Source organism: Providencia sp. PROV003 (assembly GCF_045040775.1).
Lineage (GTDB): Bacteria > Pseudomonadota > Gammaproteobacteria > Enterobacterales > Enterobacteriaceae > Providencia > Providencia huashanensis.
Map to the genome: position 1 here is coordinate 4143187 of NZ_CP096369.1, position 21835 is coordinate 4165021.

General features: G+C 43.1%; 15 protein-coding genes, 3 tRNA genes, 3 rRNA genes and 1 other annotated feature. Of the genes, 7 read left to right on the forward strand and 14 right to left on the reverse strand.

Features of this window, described 5'->3' with window-relative positions:
* Window positions 1-67: 67 nt before the first annotated feature.
* The 4 genes from M1F14_RS19055 to M1F14_RS19070 all read left to right on the forward strand — a co-directional run bounded on the left by M1F14_RS19055 (window position 68) and on the right by M1F14_RS19070 (window position 1958).
* Window positions 68-400 carry a YfiM family lipoprotein gene (locus tag M1F14_RS19055; RefSeq protein WP_131680524.1) on the forward strand — a complete coding sequence of 111 codons (333 nt, stop codon included), beginning with the start codon at window positions 68-70 and terminating at the stop codon, window positions 398-400.
* Between the two features lie 145 nt (window positions 401-545).
* Window positions 546-857, forward strand: a complete 312-nt coding sequence (locus M1F14_RS19060; RefSeq protein WP_042848413.1) for an antibiotic biosynthesis monooxygenase — start codon at window positions 546-548, stop codon at window positions 855-857.
* A 5-nt stretch (window positions 858-862) separates the two neighbouring features.
* Window positions 863-1288 carry an amino acid-binding protein gene (locus tag M1F14_RS19065; RefSeq protein WP_042848415.1) on the forward strand — a complete coding sequence of 142 codons (426 nt, stop codon included), beginning with the start codon at window positions 863-865 and terminating at the stop codon, window positions 1286-1288.
* A complete protein-coding gene (locus tag M1F14_RS19070; RefSeq protein WP_371025592.1) occupies window positions 1248-1958 on the forward strand; it encodes an ArsR/SmtB family transcription factor in 711 nt (236 codons plus the stop codon). The genes M1F14_RS19065 and M1F14_RS19070 overlap by 41 nt, the downstream gene beginning before the upstream one ends.
* An 82-nt stretch (window positions 1959-2040) precedes the next feature.
* On the opposite strand, the gene M1F14_RS19075 is transcribed toward M1F14_RS19070, so the two are convergent.
* The 9 genes from M1F14_RS19075 to rluD all read right to left on the reverse strand — a co-directional run bounded on the left by M1F14_RS19075 (window position 2041) and on the right by rluD (window position 12614).
* Window positions 2041-2117: transfer RNA gene (locus tag M1F14_RS19075), tRNA-Asp, on the reverse strand.
* Between the two features lie 62 nt (window positions 2118-2179).
* Window positions 2180-2295: ribosomal RNA gene (rrf, locus tag M1F14_RS19080) — 5S ribosomal RNA — on the reverse strand.
* A 146-nt stretch (window positions 2296-2441) separates the two neighbouring features.
* Window positions 2442-5350 (reverse strand): 23S ribosomal RNA (locus M1F14_RS19085).
* Window positions 5351-5665: 315 nt separating this feature from the next.
* Window positions 5666-5741: transfer RNA gene (locus M1F14_RS19090), tRNA-Ala, on the reverse strand.
* 155 nt (window positions 5742-5896) lie between these two features.
* Window positions 5897-5973: transfer RNA gene (locus M1F14_RS19095), tRNA-Ile, on the reverse strand.
* Window positions 5974-6038: 65 nt separating this feature from the next.
* Window positions 6039-7579, reverse strand: a 16S ribosomal RNA gene (locus M1F14_RS19100).
* The 16S, 23S and 5S rRNA genes sit together here with 3 tRNA genes alongside, the layout of an rRNA operon.
* A gap of 626 nt (window positions 7580-8205) precedes the next feature.
* A complete protein-coding gene (gene clpB, locus M1F14_RS19105) occupies window positions 8206-10779 on the reverse strand; it encodes an ATP-dependent chaperone ClpB (RefSeq protein ID WP_042848669.1) in 2574 nt (857 codons plus the stop codon).
* 123 nt (window positions 10780-10902) lie between these two features.
* Window positions 10903-11637 carry a purine nucleoside phosphorylase YfiH gene (gene yfiH / locus M1F14_RS19110; protein WP_042848670.1) on the reverse strand — a complete coding sequence of 245 codons (735 nt, stop codon included), beginning with the start codon at window positions 11635-11637 and terminating at the stop codon, window positions 10903-10905.
* Window positions 11637-12614 carry a 23S rRNA pseudouridine(1911/1915/1917) synthase RluD gene (gene rluD, locus M1F14_RS19115; RefSeq protein WP_042848671.1) on the reverse strand — a complete coding sequence of 326 codons (978 nt, stop codon included), beginning with the start codon at window positions 12612-12614 and terminating at the stop codon, window positions 11637-11639. Before rluD ends, yfiH begins: the two co-directional genes overlap by 1 nt.
* A gap of 138 nt (window positions 12615-12752) precedes the next feature.
* On the opposite strand from rluD, the gene bamD reads away from it, so the two are divergent.
* The 3 genes from bamD (at window position 12753) to pheA (ending at window position 15589) form a co-directional block, all read left to right on the forward strand.
* Complete coding sequence (bamD, locus tag M1F14_RS19120; protein ID WP_042848672.1) at window positions 12753-13484, forward strand: outer membrane protein assembly factor BamD; 732 nt, start codon at window positions 12753-12755, stop codon at window positions 13482-13484.
* Window positions 13485-13799: 315 nt separating this feature from the next.
* Complete coding sequence (raiA, locus tag M1F14_RS19125) at window positions 13800-14129, forward strand: ribosome-associated translation inhibitor RaiA (RefSeq protein WP_042848673.1); 330 nt, start codon at window positions 13800-13802, stop codon at window positions 14127-14129.
* 140 nt (window positions 14130-14269) lie between these two features.
* Window positions 14270-14391, forward strand: a sequence feature (Phe leader region).
* A gap of 25 nt (window positions 14392-14416) precedes the next feature.
* On the forward strand, window positions 14417-15589 hold the full coding sequence (gene pheA / locus M1F14_RS19130) for a bifunctional chorismate mutase/prephenate dehydratase (RefSeq protein WP_042848674.1): 1173 nt from the start codon (window positions 14417-14419) through the stop codon (window positions 15587-15589).
* Between the two features lie 76 nt (window positions 15590-15665).
* Here the strand turns inward: pheA and M1F14_RS19135 are convergent, their stop codons facing one another.
* From M1F14_RS19135 to trmD, 5 genes are all read right to left on the reverse strand, one after another.
* Window positions 15666-17213: a methyl-accepting chemotaxis protein gene (locus M1F14_RS19135; RefSeq protein WP_071547821.1), complete on the reverse strand. Its 1548-nt coding sequence runs from the start codon at window positions 17211-17213 to the stop codon at window positions 15666-15668.
* 316 nt (window positions 17214-17529) lie between these two features.
* On the reverse strand, window positions 17530-18651 hold the full coding sequence (tyrA, locus tag M1F14_RS19140; protein WP_181469123.1) for a bifunctional chorismate mutase/prephenate dehydrogenase: 1122 nt from the start codon (window positions 18649-18651) through the stop codon (window positions 17530-17532).
* A 13-nt stretch (window positions 18652-18664) separates the two neighbouring features.
* The gene (locus tag M1F14_RS19145) at window positions 18665-19759 is read right to left on the reverse strand and encodes a 3-deoxy-7-phosphoheptulonate synthase (protein ID WP_042848677.1); all 1095 of its coding nucleotides are present in this window, start codon (window positions 19757-19759) and stop codon (window positions 18665-18667) included.
* Between the two features lie 913 nt (window positions 19760-20672).
* Complete coding sequence (gene rplS, locus M1F14_RS19150) at window positions 20673-21026, reverse strand: 50S ribosomal protein L19 (RefSeq protein WP_042848679.1); 354 nt, start codon at window positions 21024-21026, stop codon at window positions 20673-20675.
* 41 nt (window positions 21027-21067) lie between these two features.
* The gene (trmD, locus tag M1F14_RS19155; protein WP_042848680.1) at window positions 21068-21832 is read right to left on the reverse strand and encodes a tRNA (guanosine(37)-N1)-methyltransferase TrmD; all 765 of its coding nucleotides are present in this window, start codon (window positions 21830-21832) and stop codon (window positions 21068-21070) included.
* Window positions 21833-21835: the final 3 nt, after the last annotated feature.

Here is a 21835-nt window from a genome sequence, read left to right on the forward strand (position 1 = left end):
CCCAGTCCAAGTCAGCGTCACTTTAGTGGCGCTTTTTATGGCCGTTGACTCGGTGATGATACCTACTATGTTTAAGCCATTCATTATTAGTATATTCATAATGTTAATCACTGGGTGTAGTGGTTATCATTGGTCTAATGATAACTGGAAAGGCAAAGATAAAGCCCAACACTTCGCATTTTCCGCAGCAATGGCTGCAGCAGGAAATGCATATGCTGATAGGCAAAATATGCGACATAGAGACGCAGCACAATTCGGTATTTTATTTTCAGTCTCACTAGGTGCAGCAAAAGAATTATATGATAGTCGGCCAGAAGGAACTGGTTGGAGCTGGCATGATTTCACTTATGACGTTGCTGGAGCTGTAGCAGGATATAGCTTATATCAATCATTTAAATAATCTTTGGTTTCATCTTTATCGTCCCCTTTCACTAAATCATTCCTTACCGGATGCCCCCTCTTCACTATCTTATACATTTCGTTCTCTATCGAAGCATCCCTAAAAAAATTGACTATATTAAGGCTTTCTAACTGAAGGGGGTTTTATGATCGCAGTACTATTTGAAGCAAATCCAATTCCTGAACAACAAAGCCGTTACTTTCAGCTAGCCGCTGAACTCAAGTCAGAGTTGCTAAATATTAAAGGATTTATTTCTATTGAGCGTTTTCAAAGCCTAACAACCACTGGGAAGATTTTGTCTCTATCGTGGTGGGAAAATGAAGAAGCCATAATTGAATGGAAAAACAATATGCAACACCAGCATGCTCAATTTGAAGGGAAAAGCACCATTTTTTCACAGTACCATATTCGGGTAGCACAAGTTATCAGAGATTATTCATTAAATAAAAGAGACTAACCTTTATGTATGATATTTATGTGATCCTTGATAATCAACCGGGCAAATTAGCGATACTTGGCGCTACATTAGGCCAACATGGCATCAGTCTCGAAGGTGGCGGTGTTTTTTCTGTCGAGGGCAAAAGCCATGCACATTTTTTAATTGAGCACACAGAAAATATTCATCAAGCTCTATTCTCCGTAGGTTTACAGCTTGAAAGCATTTCACAACCTGTAATTTGTCAACTCAATCAAGATTGCCCAGGAGAGCTTGGCAAAATAGCTGCACACCTCGCTCATTATCATATTAATATCCTTGTGCAATATAGTGATCACAACAATAGGTTGATACTATTAACCGATAACAATGAGCTCGCTATTAAAATCACGAAAAAATGGAGTGTTCCCCGTGAGATCAACCCAGCCAGACCTCCTAACCGAGGAAAATGAACACTTAGAACGCTCAATTTCAAATGTTGCCTCTGCAATTGCTGACCCCTCAAGGGTCAGTATTCTTTGTGCGCTAATGGATGGCAAGGCTTGGACTGCAACAGAGTTAAGTACCGTTGCAGGGGTCACACCTTCAACGGCCAGTGCCCATCTGGCAAAATTGTTAAATAGTCAATTAATTACCTATCTGTCTCAAGGGCGACACCGCTACTATCGCCTCGCTGGTACAGATATCGCAGCTCTAATTGAAACTTTAATGGGGGTTTCAATGAAAATGAAGAGTCAACCCCCCACCACCACACCTATTACCTTACGCAAAGCGCGCACCTGTTATAACCACCTAGCAGGAGAAATCGCAGTAAAAATCTATCAATCTATGCAAAAAAGAGGCTGGATATTAATCGAAGAGAACAAACTTTCTACATTTGGCATTGACGGTTTTAAACAGCTAGGCATCAAATTACCAATAAAGACAACAAAAAAAATGGTGTGTGAATGTTTAGACTGGAGCGAACGAAGTATGCATCTGAGTGGAGTCGCTGGCGCTGAATTATTAAAAATATTTGAGCAAAACGGATGGATAAACAGAATAAAAGGCTATAGGGAAGTAAGTTTTACATCAACGGGCAAAAAAGCCTTAAAGCGCTATTTTGAAATTGATATCACCTAATTTAACTATTTAATATTATTAGCATTCTTCGGTTCATATATGTAAAAAAGCCCCGTAATTTTCATCACGGGGCTTGATTAAGTGGCGGAACGGACGGGACTCGAACCCGCGACCCCCTGCGTGACAGGCAGGTATTCTAACCAACTGAACTACCGCTCCACTTATTCTTTTCGCCTTTCGGCAATTTACTGCTTCTTATAAGCAATAAATTTTTAATTAATGTCTGGCAGTTCCCTACTCTCACATGGGGAGACCCCACACTACCATCGGCGCTACGGCGTTTCACTGCTGAGTTCGGCATGGGGTCAGGTGGGACCACCGCGCTATTGCCGCCAGACAAATTCGGTTTGTTCCCGTTTAGTACATTTCGTCACTAAACCAGAACTGCAATCTTGAACAAGCTGCTGTGTCCCTCGCCTCTCGGCTTCTCACGCTCATTGAATCAACCTCATCTCTCAATCTCTAAAACACCTTCGGTGTTGTCAGGTTAAGCCTCACGGTTCATTAGTATTGGTTAGCTCAACATATCGCTATGCTTACACACCCAACCTATCAACGTCTTAGTCTTAAACGTTCCTTTAGGACCCTTAAAGGGTCAGGGAAGACTCATCTCAAGGCAAGTTTCCCGCTTAGATGCTTTCAGCGGTTATCTCTTCCGCACTTAGCTACCGGGCAATGCCATTGGCATGACAACCCGAACACCAGTGGTGCGTCCACTCCGGTCCTCTCGTACTAGGAGCAGCCCCTTTCAATCTTCCAACGCCCACGGCAGATAGGGACCGAACTGTCTCACGACGTTCTAAACCCAGCTCGCGTACCACTTTAAACGGCGAACAGCCGTACCCTTGGGACCTACTTCAGCCCCAGGATGTGATGAGCCGACATCGAGGTGCCAAACACCGCCGTCGATATGAACTCTTGGGCGGTATCAGCCTGTTATCCCCGGAGTACCTTTTATCCGTTGAGCGATGGCCCTTCCATTCAGAACCACCGGATCACTAAGACCTACTTTCGTACCTGCTCGAGCCGTCACTCTCGCAGTCAAGCTGGCTTATGCCTTTGCACTAACCGCATGATGTCCGACCATGCTTAGCCAACCTTCGTGCTCCTCCGTTACTCTTTGGGAGGAGACCGCCCCAGTCAAACTACCCACCAGACACTGTCCGCACCCCGGATAACGGGGCAACGTTAGAACATCAAACATTAAAGGGTGGTATTTCAAGGTTGGCTCCATGCAGACTAGCGTCCACACTTCAAAGCCTCCCACCTATCCTACACATCAAGGCTCAATGTTCAGTGTCAAGCTATAGTAAAGGTTCACGGGGTCTTTCCGTCTTGCCGCGGGTACACTGCATCTTCACAGCGAGTTCAATTTCACTGAGTCTCGGGTGGAGACAGCCTGGCCATCATTACGCCATTCGTGCAGGTCGGAACTTACCCGACAAGGAATTTCGCTACCTTAGGACCGTTATAGTTACGGCCGCCGTTTACTGGGGCTTCGATCAAGAGCTTCTCCTTACGGATAACCCCATCAATTAACCTTCCAGCACCGGGCAGGCGTCACACCGTATACGTCCACTTTCGTGTTTGCACAGTGCTGTGTTTTTAATAAACAGTTGCAGCCAGCTGGTATCTGCGACTGGCTTCAGCTCCATGGGTAAACCACTTCACCTAACGCCAGCGTGCCTTCTCCCGAAGTTACGGCACCATTTTGCCTAGTTCCTTCACCCGAGTTCTCTCAAGCGCCTGAGTATTCTCTACCTGACCACCTGTGTCGGTTTGGGGTACGATTAATGATAATCTAGAGCTTAGAGGCTTTTCCTGGAAGCGGGGCATGAGCTACTTCGCCACCGTAGTGACTCGTCATCAGACCTCAGCATATAGTGAACCGGATTTGCCTAATTCACCTGCCTACATCCTTAAACCGGGACAACCGTCGCCCGGCCAGCCTAGCCTTCTCCGTCCCCCCATCGCAATTATCACCAGTACGGGAATATTAACCCGTTTCCCATCGACTACGCATTTCTGCCTCGCCTTAGGGGTCGACTCACCCTGCCCCGATTAACGTTGGACAGGAACCCTTGGTCTTCCGGCGTGCGGGTTTTTCACCCGCATTATCGTTACTTATGTCAGCATTCGCACTTCTGATACCTCCAGCATACCTCACAGTACACCTTCACAGGCTTACAGAACGCTCCCCTACCCAACAATATTTACATATCGCTGCCGCAGCTTCGGTGCATAGTTTAGCCCCGTTACATCTTCCGCGCAGGCCGACTCGACCAGTGAGCTATTACGCTTTCTTTAAATGATGGCTGCTTCTAAGCCAACATCCTGGCTGTCTGAGCCTTCCCACTTCGTTTCCCACTTAACTATGACTTTGGGACCTTAGCTGGCGGTCTGGGTTGTTTCCCTCTTCACGACGAACGTTAGCACCCGCCGTGTGTCTCCCGTGATAACATTCTTCGGTATTCGTAGTTTGCATCGAGTTGGTAAGTCGGGATGACCCCCTAGTCGAAACAGTGCTCTACCCCCGAAGATGAGTTCACGAGGCGCTACCTAAATAGCTTTCGGGGAGAACCAGCTATCTCCCGGTTTGATTGGCCTTTCACCCCCAGCCACAAGTCATCCGCTAATTTTTCAACATTAGTCGGTTCGGTCCTCCAGTTAGTGTTACCCAACCTTCAACCTGCCCATGGCTAGATCACCGGGTTTCGGGTCTATACCCTGCAACTCATTCGCCCAGTTAAGACTCGGTTTCCCTACGGCTCCCCTATACGGTTAACCTTGCTACAGAATATAAGTCGCTGACCCATTATACAAAAGGTACGCAGTCACCCTGATAAATCAAGGCTCCCACTGCTTGTACGTACACGGTTTCAGGTTCTATTTCACTCCCCTCGCCGGGGTTCTTTTCGCCTTTCCCTCACGGTACTGGTTCACTATCGGTCAATCAGGAGTATTTAGCCTTGGAGGATGGTCCCCCCATATTCAGACAGGATAACACGTGTCCCGCCCTACTCGTCGAGTTCACAACACTAATATCTTCAGATACGGGGCTATCACCCTTTACTGCCGGACTTTCCAGACCGTTCTCCTGATACTAATGCTGATTAAGACTCTGGGCTGCTCCCCGTTCGCTCGCCGCTACTAGGGGAATCTCGGTTGATTTCTTTTCCTCGGGGTACTGAGATGTTTCAGTTCCCCCGGTTCGCTTCGTTTGACTATGTATTCATCAAACGATAGTGCAACGAATTGCACTGGGTTTCCCCATTCGGAAATCGTCGGGTATAACGGTTCATATCACCTTACCGACGCTTATCGCAGATTAGCACGTCCTTCATCGCCTCTGATTGCCTAGGCATCCACCGTGTACGCTTAGTCGCTTAACCTCACAACCCGAAGGTGTCTTCTGACAACGAGTGACTGTGCTTCATGATTTCGGCGTTAGTCCGTGCTCGCAATGCTCACGTACATTAAGTACGCTGCGCTTGCTGTGCGCGGGCTGCCTTGAACTCATTTCGCTCGTCGACTCGATAGTTCAAAGTACACTATTCAAGTTGAGATTTTTGAGAGACTCTCACATTGTTTAAGCGATAAACAATGTGCGTTGTTTTCAATTTTCAGCTTGTTCCAGATTGTTAAAGAGCATAATTATTCGCAATAGACTATTTGACTAATCTATTCTGAATAATCAGAAAAATTTATGGTGGAGCTAAGCGGGATCGAACCGCTGACCTCCTGCGTGCAAGGCAGGCGCTCTCCCAGCTGAGCTATAGCCCCATAAAGGTAATTTCAATATCAATGATAAATAATAAAATTTATACTTCTCGCTTTTAGTATGCTTAAAGTTACCAATTTTGTTTAGTCTAGGCGCGGATTGGCGAAGTTTACTTTTGGGTAAACGAGCTAATCTGCAACAACGAATAAACAAAATTTGGTAGGCCTGAGTGGACTTGAACCACCGACCTCACCCTTATCAGGGGTGCGCTCTAACCACCTGAGCTACAAGCCTATTGATACTGCTACTCTATTTCATCAGACAATCTGTGTGAGCACTTCACAAAAACACTTCAATGGTAAGGAGGTGTTCCAACCGCAGGTTCCCCTACGGTTACCTTGTTACGACTTCACCCCAGTCATGAATCACAAAGTGGTAAGCGCCCTCCCGAAGGTTAAGCTACCTACTTCTTTTGCAACCCACTCCCATGGTGTGACGGGCGGTGTGTACAAGGCCCGGGAACGTATTCACCGTAGCATTCTGATCTACGATTACTAGCGATTCCGACTTCATGGAGTCGAGTTGCAGACTCCAATCCGGACTACGACGTACTTTATGAGTTCCGCTTGCTCTCGCGAGGTCGCTTCTCTTTGTATACGCCATTGTAGCACGTGTGTAGCCCTACTCGTAAGGGCCATGATGACTTGACGTCATCCCCACCTTCCTCCGGTTTATCACCGGCAGTCTCCTTTGAGTTCCCGACCGAATCGCTGGCAACAAAGGATAAGGGTTGCGCTCGTTGCGGGACTTAACCCAACATTTCACAACACGAGCTGACGACAGCCATGCAGCACCTGTCTCAGAGTTCCCGAAGGCACCAAAGCATCTCTGCTAAGTTCTCTGGATGTCAAGAGTAGGTAAGGTTCTTCGCGTTGCATCGAATTAAACCACATGCTCCACCGCTTGTGCGGGCCCCCGTCAATTCATTTGAGTTTTAACCTTGCGGCCGTACTCCCCAGGCGGTCGATTTAACGCGTTAGCTCCGAAAGCCACTCCTCAAGGGAACAACCTTCAAATCGACATCGTTTACAGCGTGGACTACCAGGGTATCTAATCCTGTTTGCTCCCCACGCTTTCGCACCTGAGCGTCAGTCTTTGTCCAGGGGGCCGCCTTCGCCACCGGTATTCCTCCACATCTCTACGCATTTCACCGCTACACATGGAATTCTACCCCCCTCTACAAGACTCTAGCTGACCAGTCTTAGATGCCATTCCCAGGTTAAGCCCGGGGATTTCACATCTAACTTAATCAACCGCCTGCGTGCGCTTTACGCCCAGTAATTCCGATTAACGCTTGCACCCTCCGTATTACCGCGGCTGCTGGCACGGAGTTAGCCGGTGCTTCTTCCTGTCGGTAACGTCAATCGTTGATGATATTAGCATCAACGCCTTCCTCCCGACTGAAAGTACTTTACAACCCTAAGGCCTTCTTCATACACGCGGCATGGCTGCATCAGGCTTGCGCCCATTGTGCAATATTCCCCACTGCTGCCTCCCGTAGGAGTCTGGGCCGTGTCTCAGTCCCAGTGTGGCTGATCATCCTCTCAGACCAGCTAGGGATCGTCGCCTAGGTGAGCCATTACCCCACCTACTAGCTAATCCCATATGGGTTCATCCGATAGCGCAAGGACCGAAGTTCCCCTGCTTTGCTCCTAAGAGATTATGCGGTATTAGCCACCGTTTCCAGTGGTTATCCCCCTCTATCGGGCAGATCCCCATACATTACTCACCCGTCCGCCGCTCGTCAGCGAGAAGCAAGCTTCCCCTGTTACCGCTCGACTTGCATGTGTTAGGCCTGCCGCCAGCGTTCAATCTGAGCCATGATCAAACTCTTCAATTAAAAAGCTTGATGCTCAAAGAATGTCTTACTGACCGTAACGTTCTTTTGTTCGGCTAACGTTGTCGGCTTCACATCGCTTCCCCTCGCCGTACCTAAGTACTGTCTCGGGTTATCTCTGCTTGCCTTCGCGTTATCCTTCCAAAATAAGCGTTACTACCTTATTTCATATATATGAATTAACGTGTTAGTCACTCTTCAAGACTTAAAATCAAATATTTTTTTGATAGTGTCCTGTGAGTGCCCACACAGATTGTCTGATAAATTGTTAAAGAGCGTTGCGACTAAATCTGTTTGATTTTCGACTTCGAGGTCGAGGTCGTTGTCGCGAGGAGCCGTATAATACGTTTTCCTCTGTGAGAGTCAAGCAATTTTTTGCTTTTTCTTTTCAGAATCTCTCGCTGCCGTTTCAGTGTTCATCGCGCTTTGCGTTGTCTTGTTCCCGGTCAGTGGTGGCGCATTATAGGGAGTCAGAAAAATCTGGCAAGTGTTTTTTGAAAAAAAAACCTCAAGTGATTATATTTTATACTTTACGCCCAATTCTCAAGCAAAAAACGCGGTTTTATACGTAATTTGATATAAAAAAGGTGGCTAATATTAGCCACCTTTTGATTCTATAATAATATCAATTACTGCTTAGCAACTATCTCGTCATTTTCTACATCTAAAATGACAGGTTTACCCGGTAATAACCTACCTGACAAAATTTCTTGTGCCAGAGGGTTTTCAATTTCTTGTTGAATAGCACGTTTCAATGGCCTTGCACCGAAGATTGGGTCAAAACCTGCCTCACCAATTTTCTCAAGTGCAGCTGGAGTCGCTGTCACTTCATAGCCGTGTTCTTCAAGACGTTTATATAAACGAGCTAACTGAATATTAGCAATATTCGTAATTTGCTCTTTACCTAATGGATGGAATACAACCACTTCGTCAATACGGTTAATAAACTCAGGTCTGAAACTATGGGATACCACTTCCATTACCATATCTTTCATTTCTGAATAACCGATCATGCCAAACCTTTCTTGGATTAAGTCAGAACCCAAGTTAGATGTCATGATAATTACCGTATTACGGAAGTCTACCGTTCTACCTTGACCATCAGTTAAACGCCCATCATCCAGTACTTGCAATAAAATATTGAAGACATCTGGATGCGCTTTTTCAACTTCATCCAATAAAATAACAGAATATGGACGACGTCTAACGGCTTCAGTTAAATAGCCACCTTCCTCGTAACCGACATAACCTGGAGGCGCACCCACTAAACGCGATACCGCATGTTTTTCCATAAATTCAGACATATCGATACGCACCATTGCGTCATCGCTATCAAACATAAAGTTCGCCAGCGCCTTACACAGCTCAGTTTTACCGACCCCTGTAGGCCCTAAGAACATAAATGAACCTATAGGTCTATTTGGATCAGATAAACCTGCGCGACTACGACGAATCGCATTAGATACAGCAACAACCGCTTCATCTTGACCAATAACACGTTGATGTAATTGCTGCTCCATACGTAACAGTTTTTCCCGTTCACTTTCAAGCATTCTTGATACAGGTATCCCAGTCCAACGCGCTAAAATTTCAGCAATTTCAACGTCAGTGACTTTGTTACGTAAAAGCTTCATGCTTTTATTTTCCGCTTTCGTTGCGGCTTCAAGTTGTTTTTCAAGCTCTGGAATGCGGCCATATTGCAATTCAGACATTTTAGCTAAATCGCCCATTCGGCGTGCTTTTTCCATCTCTATACGTGTATTCTCTAGTTCAGCTTTTATATGCTGTGTACCAGTAAGAGATGCTTTTTCTGCTTTCCATTCTTCTTCTAACGCAGAATACTCACGTTCTTTCTCTGTTAGTTCTTCCTCTAACATTTCAAGACGTTTTTTACTTGCGTCATCAGATTCTTTTTTCAGAGCTTGCTGCTCGAGTTTAAGCTGAATAATCCGACGTTCTAGTCTATCTAAGGATTCAGGTTTTGAATCCATCTGCATACGCAAACTTGCACCAGCCTCGTCAATTAAGTCAATAGCTTTGTCTGGCAGCATACGATCGGTAATATACCGATGGGATAATGTTGCCGCTGCGACAATTGCTGGGTCAGTAATTTGTACATGGTGATGTAGCTCATAGCGCTCTTTCAAACCACGTAAAATCGCAATAGTGTCTTCAACTGACGGTTCTGCGACATAGACTTTTTGGAAACGGCGTTCCAACGCAGGGTCTTTTTCAATATATTGGCGATATTCATCTAACGTTGTCGCACCAACACAGTGTAATTCACCGCGAGCTAGCGCAGGTTTTAACATGTTGCCGGCATCCATTGCACCGTCAGCTTTACCAGCACCAACCATGGTGTGTAATTCATCAATAAATAGAATGACATTACCTTCTTGCTTTGCAAGGTCATTCAAAACGCCTTTTAAACGTTCTTCAAATTCACCACGGTATTTAGCGCCAGCAATTAGTGCGCCCATATCGAGTGAAAGTACACGTTTGTTTTTTAACCCTTCAGGAATTTCACCATTAACAATACGCTGAGCTAAACCTTCAACAATCGCAGTTTTACCAACACCGGGTTCACCAATAAGTACTGGGTTATTTTTAGTACGGCGCTGCAACACTTGGATCGTACGACGAATTTCTTCATCACGACCAATCACAGGGTCTAATTTACCTTGTTCTGCTCGCTCGGTTAAATCGACAGTATATTTTTTCAAAGCTTGGCGCTGGTCTTCAGCGCTTTGGTCATTCACTTTTTCTCCACCACGCATCTGTTCTATTGCCTTTATTAAGTTATCTTTATTAACACCTGCTGCTTTGAGCATGTCTGCTAATGTTGTATTGGCTTCTAAAGCGGCGATAAGAAATAATTCTGAGGAGATAAATTCATCCCCATGCTTTTGTGCCAATTGGTCACATAAATTCAAATGACGCATTAAGTCACTTGATGGTTGAACATCCCCCGCAACACCTTGCACCTGAGGCAAACGTTCCAATGCATCTTCAATCTTTTGCTTAAACTGCACAGCATTAACGCCTAGCGTTGTCAGTAAAGGACGAACAGTGCCACCGTCTTGATTAAACAAGGCACTTAATAGATGAATTGGTTCGATAAATTGGTTTTCGCGCCCAAGGGCTAATGATTGGGCGTCAGCGAGAGCTTGCTGGAATTTATTAGTTAAACGGTCCAGACGCATAACACCTCCGATAAATGAGATTAAATTTGCTACTGGTTACTAAATGAGGTCTATTTTTAACTATTCAAGTTTTGCATGGGATTATTTTTATTATATTTGTTAATTTAGATTATAACTCTAAAATTAGTTGGATACCCATATTAGAGAGGCCATTCTGCCCGTTTTTCCTTCACGTCTATAGGAAAAAAATCTGTTTTCATCCGTTACTGTACAAAAATCACCACCATAAATGGCATTAATTCCCATCGTACTCAGTTTTTTACGTGCTAATAAATAGATATCGGCTAAATATTTTCCATTATGGGGAGTAAAAGCTGAGGCCAAATCAGACGATTGATTAACAAATGCGTCTTTCACTTCGCCGCCAACTTCAAATTTCTCAGCTCCGATCGCAGGCCCTAACCATGCCATAATTTCATTTGTTGGGCTGACAAATTGGCTCACCGTATTCTCAAGTACACCATTGCATAAACCTCGCCAACCCGCGTGTGCCGCTGCGACTTCACTACCTGCCATATTACAAAAAAGCACGGGTAAACAGTCTGCGGTCATGATTGCACAAACCTGACCTTTTTGATTGGTATATACCGCATCAGCTTGTTTATTCTTGATTTTACTGCCATCAAGATGAAGCACGCGGGTACCGTGTACTTGCTCAAGCCACACCGGTTGTTGCGGTAATTGAGCAAGTTTAACTAAACGTTGGCGATTTTCACTGACGGCCTCAAAGCGATCCTCAACGTGATCACCTAAATTTAAGCTATCAAAAGGTGGTAGGCTCACACCACCAGCACGGGTCGTACTACAGCTTGATACACTTTTAGGCTGTGGCCAGTCAGGGAAAATCAATATGCTCATTACCAGTCCATATCGTCTTTGTGAAGTTCAGTATCTGCCTTTAAGGCATCAATAAGCTTAACCATATCATCCGGTAACGGTGCATGCCACTCCATTTGAATACCTGAAATTGGGTGATACAGGCGCAACATAGTCGCATGCAGTGCTTGCCTATCAAAGCTACGCATGACTTCGAAGAACTCTTCTGTTGCGCCTTTTAATGGACGCGGACGACCGCCATATAAAGGATCTCCAATTAAAGGATGATTAATATGAGCCATATGGACACGGATTTGGTGAGTTCGACCTGTTTCCAAACGTAAACGTAAACGAGTATGAGCTCTAAAATGCTCCATCACACGGTAATGTGTCACCGCAGGTTTCCCCATTGGATGAACAGCCATGTGGGTTCTTTTGGTTGGATGGCGTGAGATTGGCTCTTCCACCATGCCACCAGCAGTCATGCGGCCTACCGCTACGGCTTCATATTCACGCGTAATTTCTCTGCGTTGTAACGCTTCAACTAAATGAGTTTGCGCAGGAACCGTTTTTGCAACAACCATCAAGCCAGTCGTGTCTTTATCTAAACGGTGGACGATACCCGCTCTTGGTACATCGGCAATTTCAGGGTAACGATACAATAATGCGTTAAGGATCGTCCCATCTGGGTTGCCAGCGCCAGGATGAACAACTAAATTACGTGGTTTATTAATAATTAGGATATCTTCATCTTCATAAATAACATTAAGTGGGATATCTTGAGGCTCCCAGCGATTATCTTCTTCGATAAGGGCATCGATTAAAATTTGTTCGCTACCAAAAACTTTTTCTTTTGGCTTATTGATAACTTTGCCATTAACCTGCACTCTATCAGCTAAAATCCATTCTTTTATGCGTGAACGAGAATAATCAGGGAACAATTCGGCTAAAGCCTGATCTAAACGTTGACCAAGCTGTGATTCAGCGATAGTTGCACTAAGTTGTACTTGTTGAGCCATAAATTAATCTACTTTTTTGGTGTTTGTATTTTGACGGCACAGCCGTTTCATTTAAAATATATGCTATTGTAACTCGAATTTTGCCGGGAGCCTTATGGATAGTCTCCCTCGAAACACTCAGAGGATAACCTACACGTGATGATACGTATGAAAAATCTGGTGGCCGCTGCCACGTTAAGTCTGGTCTTAGTCGGCTGCTCCAGTAACAATGAAGTCAGTCCTGATAGCTCCCCAGCTGAAATTTATAGTACGGGTCAGCAAAAATTACAGGACGGCAACTTTAAAGCTGCTATCAAACAATTTGAAGCACTCGATAACCGTTATCCATTTGGTCCATATGCTCAGCAGGTCCAATTAGACCTCATTTACGCATATTATAAATCAGCAGAGCTGCCAATGGCGATAGCTGCGATTGACCGTTTCATGCGTTTGAACCCAACTCACCCAAATATTGACTACGTCCTTTACATGCGTGGTCTTACTGCTATGGCATTAGATGATAGTTTACTGCAAGGGCTCTTTGGTATCGACCGCTCAGATAGAGATCCACAACATGCACGCGTTGCATTTAAGGACTTTAGCCAATTAGTTCGCTACTATCCTAACAGTTTATACTCAAATGATGCGAGTAAGCGTTTAGTCTACTTAAAAGACCGCTTAGCGAAATTCGACCTTTCCGTGGTTGAATACTACAACAAACGCGGGGCTTATGTCGCGGTTGTTAACCGTGTCCAACAGATGCTAAAAGATTACCCAGACACAGAAGCAACACGTAATGCCTTGGCATACATGGAAATTGCTTATAAAGAAATGGGGTTAAATCAAGAAGCGACTAAGGTTGCGAATATTATTGCAGCAAACCCACAATAATATAACCGAGTAATCTTAAACAGCAGCCTTGGCTGCTGTTTTTCTTTGTTTGCTATTTTGAGACTAACAATACTTTCATTGGCTTAATTTTAACCCAAAAAAAGTTCCGACTATTTGCCGTATCGATAGCCAACTTAACCAGTTTGTCTTAATCTACTCATTTTGGCAATGCTTTTTCACCCCTTTTATACGTGAAATCACACTTCAAATGTACCGACTCCCTCCCCTTAATTAGATGTGATCTATATCAATTTTTTATTAGAGATAATAGGTATTCTGGACTCATCAAAGACGGAAACAATGAGAGGTAACTATATGATAGTGAACATTACTAGCAAACAAATGGATATTACCCCAGCAATTCGCGAGCACATTGAGAACCGTCTAACAAAACTTGATAAGTGGCAAGTCTCACTCATTAACACTCACGTAGTGTTATCAAAAGAGCCACAAGGTTTCATGGTTGATGCAAACATAAAAACAGCGACAGGTAAACTGGTCGCAAGCGCCAAACATGAAGATATGTACGTTGCAATTAATGAACTAATTAACAAACTCGAAAGACAACTTAATAAAGTGCAACATAAAGGAGAATCAAGAAGAGCCAACAATAGTGTAAAAGAAGCGAACCTCGTTACGTTATAATTTTATATTATCTATCAACTTATCTTGAACCTTGTAAACGCGCCTACTATAGGCGCGTTTTTTTGTGTTCTTAACCTTTTTTATTGACATCTTATTAAGTATCGGGTCTATTTAATACAGGTCTAATAACAGGTGTTGCAGATGAATCTTAATTTTGTCTTTTTTTTCTTCTTTTTTAGTGACTCTTAAATAAGGGGCTTTTGTCGTTCGAGAAAAAAAGAAGACAAGATTAGAAAGCCCCCAGCTAGGGGGCTTTTTTATATCATGATATTTACAGGGTGGGCAGAATGGATAACAGTAATAATCTACTGAAAGTAAGAGAGAAAATCAGCCAATTGGATAGTGAATTACTTGGCCTTTTGGCAAAACGTCGTGGTTATGCCGTTGAAGTGGCAGAAACAAAGATTGATGATAACCGCCCCATTCGAGATAAAGATCGCGAACGCCAACTCCTTGATGTTTTGATTAATAAAGGCAAACCCCTTGGACTAGACGGGTTTTATATTACTCGTCTATTTCAGATGATTATCGAGGACTCGGTTCTCACACAACAAGCCATTTTACAAAAACATTTAAATCTAACGCCAAGTGATACGGCTAGGTTTGCTTTTTTAGGCCCTAAAGGTTCTTACTCACACATCGCCGCTCGTCAATACTCTGCACGCCATTTTGATCAACTAGTTGAATGTAGTTGTCATAAATTCCAAGATATATTTTCATTGGTTGAAAGTGGGCAAGCTGAATACGGTATTTTACCGATAGAAAACACCAGTTCCGGTGCAATTAATGATGTTTACGATTTACTGCAGAATACAACATTATCAATTGTTGGCGAAATTCGACTACCAATTAACCATTGCCTTTTAACAACGGGCAATACTGATTTAAGCTTAATTGATACGGTGTATAGTCATCCGCAACCATTCCAACAATGTAGTCAATATTTAGCACAATACCCCCACTGGAAGATTAAATATTGCGACAGCACATCCACTGCGATGCAAATGGTAGCAGAACAAAATTTACCTAACGTCGCGGCGCTAGGCAGTGAAGCTGGGGGGGCTTTATATAATTTAAGTGTAATAGAGCATAGCCTTGCCAATCAACAGATAAATATGACCCGTTTTATTGTAGTCGCTCCACAACCGATTGAAGTAACAGAACAAGTTCCTGCTAAAACCACGTTATTAATGACTACAGGTCAACAAGCAGGTGCTTTAGTTGATGCACTGGTTATTCTAAAAAACAATCAGATAATAATGAGTAAATTAGAATCTCGCCCAATTAACGGTAAACCTTGGGAAGAGATGTTTTACGTTGATGTGCACGCTAATTTGCGTTCAGAAAATATGCAACAAGCTTTAAAAGAGCTATCAGCAATTACACGCTCAATAAAAGTATTGGGTTGTTACCCATCAGAGAATGTTGTCCCCGTTGAGCCAGAAAAGATCACACCTTAATTGTCTATATCAAAATACGTTGGCTGCACAGGTAGTTGTGCAGCCTTATCATCAGATTTGCAACGATTCTATTGTACTAATTAATAGCTTTTATTTTAAAGTAATTCACTAGTCCTTTTAAGTGGAATGCCTGCTCATTTAATGAGTCTGCTGCCACAACAGATTCCTCTACCAAGCTAGCGTTTTGCTGCGTTGTTAAATCAAGTTGCCCGACAGCACTATTAATCTGTGCAATCCCATCACTTTGTTCTCGGCTCGCTTGGCCAATTTCTCGTAGTAATGTGTTCATCTCTTTTACACTGTCAATCATTCCATAAATTTGATCAGTGGCTTTTTCAACTAAATCCATACCGTCTTGAGTTTGGGATGAAGAATTTTCAATAAGCTCGCGAATGTCACTAGCTGATGCCGCACTTTTTTGAGCTAGCAGCCTGACTTCGCCAGCGACGACAGCAAAACCACGGCCGTGCTCCCCTGCTCTAGCGGCTTCAACTGAGGCGTTTAATGCCAAAATATTTGTCTGAAATGCAATTGAATCAATCAGATTAATAATTTCTGTCATTTGTAACGATGATGTATTGATAGCCCGCATTTTATTAGTTACTTGACTCATCATATCACCATTGTTTTGTACTATGATTGCGGCTTGATCAGCCAACATACTTGCTTCGTGAGTATGCTCTGTTGTGTTTTGGACTGTTGAAGTAATTTGTTCCATTGAGCTCGCGGTTTCTTCAACAGATGCAGCTTGCTCTTCTGTACGAGACGCTAAATTTTGGTTTCCTGCAACAATTTGCCCTGCCGCAGCCGAAATACTCTCCGAACCTTGTTGAACTTCTTGGACAATTTCTAACAAACGCCCCTTCATGTCGTTGAGTGCTTGCAGCAGCACACCAGTTTCATCTTTTGAGGTTACTTGCATATCTTTAGTTAAATCGCCGCTTGCTATGGCTTGAGCAAAATGGACTGCATTTTCTAGAGGGCGAGTAATAATGGTAGTAATAAACCAACCAACTACACAGCCAATCCCAATACTGAAGAGCGACAATACCGCAAGCAGTATCTTATTACTTTCATAGTCAGCATTCACATTACGACCGATCTCTTGCATTTGTAGGTCTTGAATAGCCATTAGCGTCTGAATTTGCTCACGGTATTCGCGTTGAATACTAGAGGTTTTTGTCATCATTTCATCAATTGCAGCTTGGCGATTATTTTGCTGCAAGAATGCATTCATACGGGCTTGTGATGCATGGAATTGCTGACGAATTCCCCGTAGATCGGCCAATATTTCTTTAGAACGATCATCCGTTACACTACTTTCCAGTTTTTCCAGTAACTCCGTTATCTTAAGTGTAATTTTAGAGAGTTCTTCACGACGTTTATCGCTACCTCTATCATCAAGCAAAATAAGCTCTTGTATCCCAATAAAAGAATAAAAGTTATCCATCATTTGCCCTGCGGTCGATGCAATTGGATAGCTTTCATAAAGCACCTGCTTCATTCCTTCGTTTGCACGGTTCATGTTTGCCAAAGAAAATATTGAGCTCAAGATAATAAGCGCAACAAACCCGCCAAATGCTATCGTTAACTTCATACTGATTTTGAGATTCTTAAAAGACATATGTTTACCACACTAGCCATCATTTAATGATTAGTGTTATCGGTAAAGCCAGCCAAACCTTTATCATTTAAATCGATCGATTTATAAATATCAATTTTAAAAATTGATTAATTTAGAATTAAATAGTGGATAACTTGCTTTTTGAGAAGCTAAGGATATTATTCGAGAGAAACTACAGAAGTAAGTACAATTACTTATTTTAAATAAATAATCAGAATTAGATTGTCTAAAATTAGTATTTGTAAGGCATAACAATGCATTCGCAGAAGAAATAAAGCCTCCTACCGCAAGAAATACGATAGAAGGCGAGGAATGATTATTTACGGTTATCGTTCGCTCTTTGCAATAACGACTGACTTTCTTTCATAAAATGGTGGGCATCTTCACCAAACCATTCACTAACATGATTAAATTGGCGAATAAATTCCGCTTTATCTTTGCTTTCAAGTAAGTCAATTGAGTTTCCTAACAACTGATGGTAACGACGGATCAACTCAACATTTTCTTCAGAAGACATAATGATATCTGCGTATAGCTGCGGGTCTTGCGCGAATAACCGCCCAACCATCGCTAATTCTAAGCGATAAATAGGTGACGATAATTCAAGCAATTGCTGCAAGTCGATATTTTCTTTCGCTAAATTTTGCCCATATGTAAAGGTCGTAAAATGACGTAACGCTTGGATAAAGCTCATGTTTTTATCGTGTTCTTTTGCCGAAATTTCTTTCAGTCTAGCTCCCCAAACTAATAGCTGCTCAAGGAACCATTGATAAGATCCAGCACCACGGCCATGACAATAGGCAAAGACCTGCTTTGCAACACTACCAATATCAGGACCAAACATTGGGTGAAGCCCCAATACTGGCCCATCATGAGCCGCTAACATAGCGTCTAGTGGTTGCTGCTTAATAGAAGCGATATCCACTAAGATTGTGTCTTTATCTAGTTTGGGTAATTTGTTGATCACTTGAACCGTCAAATGAATAGGTACACTCACCATTACTATACTGGCGCCCGCGACAATCGACTCGGCCTTAGACCAATCATTTTCAGTTAATGACTTAACTTGATAGCCCGATAAAGTGAGGAGACGATGAAATAACCGCCCCATTTTTCCATCGCCACCGACAATGACTATCGGCCCTGCTGATGGGTTCAATGTTTTGAACCCTTTATCATTTTCACGAGTATAGGACTCACGCATGACCCGCCGAAGAATATCCTCGATAAGATCAGGAGGGACCCCCATTCGCTCAGCTTCAGCACGACGAGCAGCTAACATGCTTGATTCACGTTCAGGCACGTATATTGGTAACCCATGTAAGCTTTTTACCTCACCGACCTCAGCAACCAATTGCAGCCTTTTTGCCAATAAATCTAATAACGATTTATCAACCTCATCAATTTTTTCCCGTAAATGGGATAATTCAGCAGACATACCAATACCCTGATCAGCTCACTTTACTCAGTTTTTGTGCGCGTTGTTCTAGCACTGGTAGCAGTGCTTGATGCAAATTGCGCAATACAGTTTCTGTTGTTTGCCAATTAATGCAAGCATCTGTCACAGAGACGCCGTATTTCATCATATCACGTGCTTGTTCAGACGTTTGATTACCTTCATTAATATGGCTTTCTAACATAATACCTGTAATTGACTCATTACCATTAACAATTTGTTCAATAATTGAATCAACAACCTGTGGCTGACGGCGGTAGTCTTTATTCGAGTTGCCATGGCTACAATCCACCATTAACGATGGTGCTAAGCCCGCTTTTTTCATTTCAACTTCACAAGCTGCAATATCTTCAGCTTCATAGTTAGGCTTTTTACCGCCACGTAATATAACATGACCATTACTATTACCTTTTGTGTGTAATAAACACACTTGACCAGATTGGTTAATCCCCATAAAACGGTGAGGCATAGCAGCAGCTTTTAATGCATTGATTGCCGTAGATAAACTACCATCAGTTCCGTTTTTGAAGCCAACAGGCATAGATAAACCAGATGCCATTTCACGGTGAGTCTGAGATTCTGTTGTTCTAGCACCAATTGCAGACCAGCTAAATAAATCCCCTAAGTATTGTGGATTATTAGGGTCTAATGCTTCAGTTGCTAATGGCAGCCCCATATTGACTAAGCTGGTTAATAAATCACGAGCAATATGTAACCCCTTTTCCATTTCAAAAGAACCGTCCATGAATGGGTCACTAATTAAACCTTTCCAACCTACTGTAGTACGAGGTTTTTCAAAGTACACGCGCATCACAATATATAAGCTATCACTTAATTCTTCGGCTAATTTTTTCAGGCGCTCACCATATTCAATAGCGGCATCCACATCATGGATTGAGCAAGGACCACATACCACGAGTAAGCGAGGGTCACGTTGGTGAATGATGTCGGCAATCACTTGGCGCGATGTCGCAATGGCATGCAGGCTGCTGTGACTCAGAGGATATTTCTGTTTCAGACTCTCAGGAGTAATTAATACCTGCTCATCTTGAATATTCACATTGTTGAGTACATCTTTTTGCATGATCATTTTTTACCTACTTATTAGCTTATATTTGCTTAGTTTATTGTTTACATATTGTGTTTGGGTGTATGGCTAATAACATACCATGCATCGTAAACAATTCAATCCATTTATGTAAAATATTTCCATATGTGCAAACAATAATTTACATACATTCAATTTATTGATAATTATATTAATTTACATAAAATTAACATTTATAGTATTTAAATCAGAGTTCAATACCAATTTTTAGTAAATATTTATTTACAGATTAAGAGATTAATCTCTCAGCTATATTCTAAATAGTTCGAGGTGTAGCAAGGCGGCAAAGGAATGAGGCACTAGGAGCATACACAAGTATGTGACTAGTGCGAATGAGTGCTGCCAACACAGCTACAACTTGAAATATGACGAATATAGGTATGTGACCTGTGTGGCTGAGCGCAGCCAACACAGCTAGGACTTAAGATAAACTCTCTCAGCTATATTCTAAATAGTTCGAGGTGTAGCAAGGCGGCAAAGGAATGAGACGCTAGGAGCATACACAAGTATGTGACTAGTGCGAATAAGTGCTGCCAACACAACTACAACTTAAGATAAACTCTCTCAGCTATATTCTAAATAGTTCGAGGTGTAGCAAGGCGGCAAAGGAATGAGGCGCTAGGAGCATACACAAGTATGTGACTAGTGCGAATAAGCGCAGCCAACACAGCTAGGACTTAAGATAAACTCTCTCAGCTATATTCTAAATAGTTCGAGGTGTAGCAAGGCGGCAAAGGAATGAAGCGCTAGGAGCATACACAAGTATGTGACTAGTGCGAATGAGTGCTGCCAACACAGCTACAACTTGAAATATGACGAATATAGTGACAAATATAAAAAGGCCCGCAATGCGGGCCTCTCTCATAACATAACTTTCGGATGTAGCGAAAGCGTATTACTTGGCGTTCAGACGCTCTTTGATACGAGCTGCCTTACCAGAACGCTCACGCAGGTAGTACAGTTTAGATCTGCGAACAGCACCACGACGTTTAACAGCAATGCTATCTACGACTGGAGAGTGAGTTTGGAATACACGCTCAACACCTTCGCCGTTAGAAATTTTACGAACAGTGAATGCAGAGTGCAGACCGCGGTTACGAATAGCGATAACCACGCCCTCGAATGCCTGCAGACGTTTTTTAGAGCCTTCAACGACCCATACCTTAACTTCCACGGTGTCACCCTGACGGAACGAAGGTACGTCCTGCTTCATTTGCTCGTCTTCAAGTTGTTTAATAATATTGCTCATAATAACTCTCTTACCCTAGGTAAACTGATATGTTTAGACAATTAATTGTCTGGATTCATTTGTTGCTCGGACTGATATTCATTTTGGAATTCAGTCAGCAACATCCTCTGCTCGTCAGTCAGAGCTAGGCTTTCCAGAAGCTCAGGTCTTCTAAGCCAGGTACGACCAAGTGATTGTTTCATGCGCCAACTATCTATTTTGGCATGATTTCCTGAAAGCAGTACCTCAGGAACTTGCATGCCATCTAACACTTCAGGGCGGGTATAATGTGGACAATCTAACAAGCCATCAGCAAAAGAATCTTCTTGTGCAGAAGCTTGATGACCAAGTACCCCCGGAATAAACCGCGAGACTGAGTCTATCAACACCATAGCAGGGAGTTCCCCACCACTGAGAACGTAATCACCAATTGACCATTCTTCGTCAACTTCGGTTTGAATAATACGCTCATCAATACCTTCATAGCGACCACAAACAAGAATTAGCTTCTCATTGGTTGCTAGTTCGCAAACGCCGTCTTGACTTAATTTGCGCCCTTGAGGTGAAAGATAAATAACCTTTGCACCAACACCGGCCTCAGTTCTTGCTGTGTTGATTGCATCCTTTAAAGGTTGAACCATCATCAGCATACCTGGACCACCTCCATAGGGGCGATCATCGACTGTTTTATGCCTATCATGGGTAAAATCCCTAGGATTCCAGCACTCAACAGTCAGCAGGCCATTTTTCACTGCCCGACCAGTTACCCCGTACTCGGTTATTGCGCGGAACATTTCGGGAAACAGGCTAATTACACCAATCCACATAAT

Excerpts from the sequence above, each read along its gene's own strand:
- M1F14_RS19065 (WP_042848415.1), top strand. The coding sequence starts at position 863 with ATGTATGATATTTATGTGATCCTTGATAATCAACCGGGCAAATTAGCG.
- pheA (WP_042848674.1), top strand. The coding sequence starts at position 14,417 with ATGGATAACAGTAATAATCTACTGAAAGTAAGAGAGAAAATCAGCCAA.
- M1F14_RS19135 (WP_071547821.1), bottom strand. The coding sequence starts at position 17,213 with ATGTCTTTTAAGAATCTCAAAATCAGTATGAAGTTAACGATAGCATTT.
- bamD (WP_042848672.1), top strand. The coding sequence starts at position 12,753 with ATGATACGTATGAAAAATCTGGTGGCCGCTGCCACGTTAAGTCTGGTC.
- raiA (WP_042848673.1), top strand. The coding sequence starts at position 13,800 with ATGATAGTGAACATTACTAGCAAACAAATGGATATTACCCCAGCAATT.
- M1F14_RS19060 (WP_042848413.1), top strand. The coding sequence starts at position 546 with ATGATCGCAGTACTATTTGAAGCAAATCCAATTCCTGAACAACAAAGC.
- rplS (WP_042848679.1), bottom strand. The coding sequence starts at position 21,026 with ATGAGCAATATTATTAAACAACTTGAAGACGAGCAAATGAAGCAGGAC.
- clpB (WP_042848669.1), bottom strand. The coding sequence starts at position 10,779 with ATGCGTCTGGACCGTTTAACTAATAAATTCCAGCAAGCTCTCGCTGAC.
- trmD (WP_042848680.1), bottom strand. The coding sequence starts at position 21,832 with ATGTGGATTGGTGTAATTAGCCTGTTTCCCGAAATGTTCCGCGCAATA.
- yfiH (WP_042848670.1), bottom strand. The coding sequence starts at position 11,637 with ATGAGCATATTGATTTTCCCTGACTGGCCACAGCCTAAAAGTGTATCA.
- rluD (WP_042848671.1), bottom strand. The coding sequence starts at position 12,614 with ATGGCTCAACAAGTACAACTTAGTGCAACTATCGCTGAATCACAGCTT.
- tyrA (WP_181469123.1), bottom strand. The coding sequence starts at position 18,651 with ATGTCTGCTGAATTATCCCATTTACGGGAAAAAATTGATGAGGTTGAT.
- M1F14_RS19145 (WP_042848677.1), bottom strand. The coding sequence starts at position 19,759 with ATGATCATGCAAAAAGATGTACTCAACAATGTGAATATTCAAGATGAG.
- M1F14_RS19055 (WP_131680524.1), top strand. The coding sequence starts at position 68 with ATGTTTAAGCCATTCATTATTAGTATATTCATAATGTTAATCACTGGG.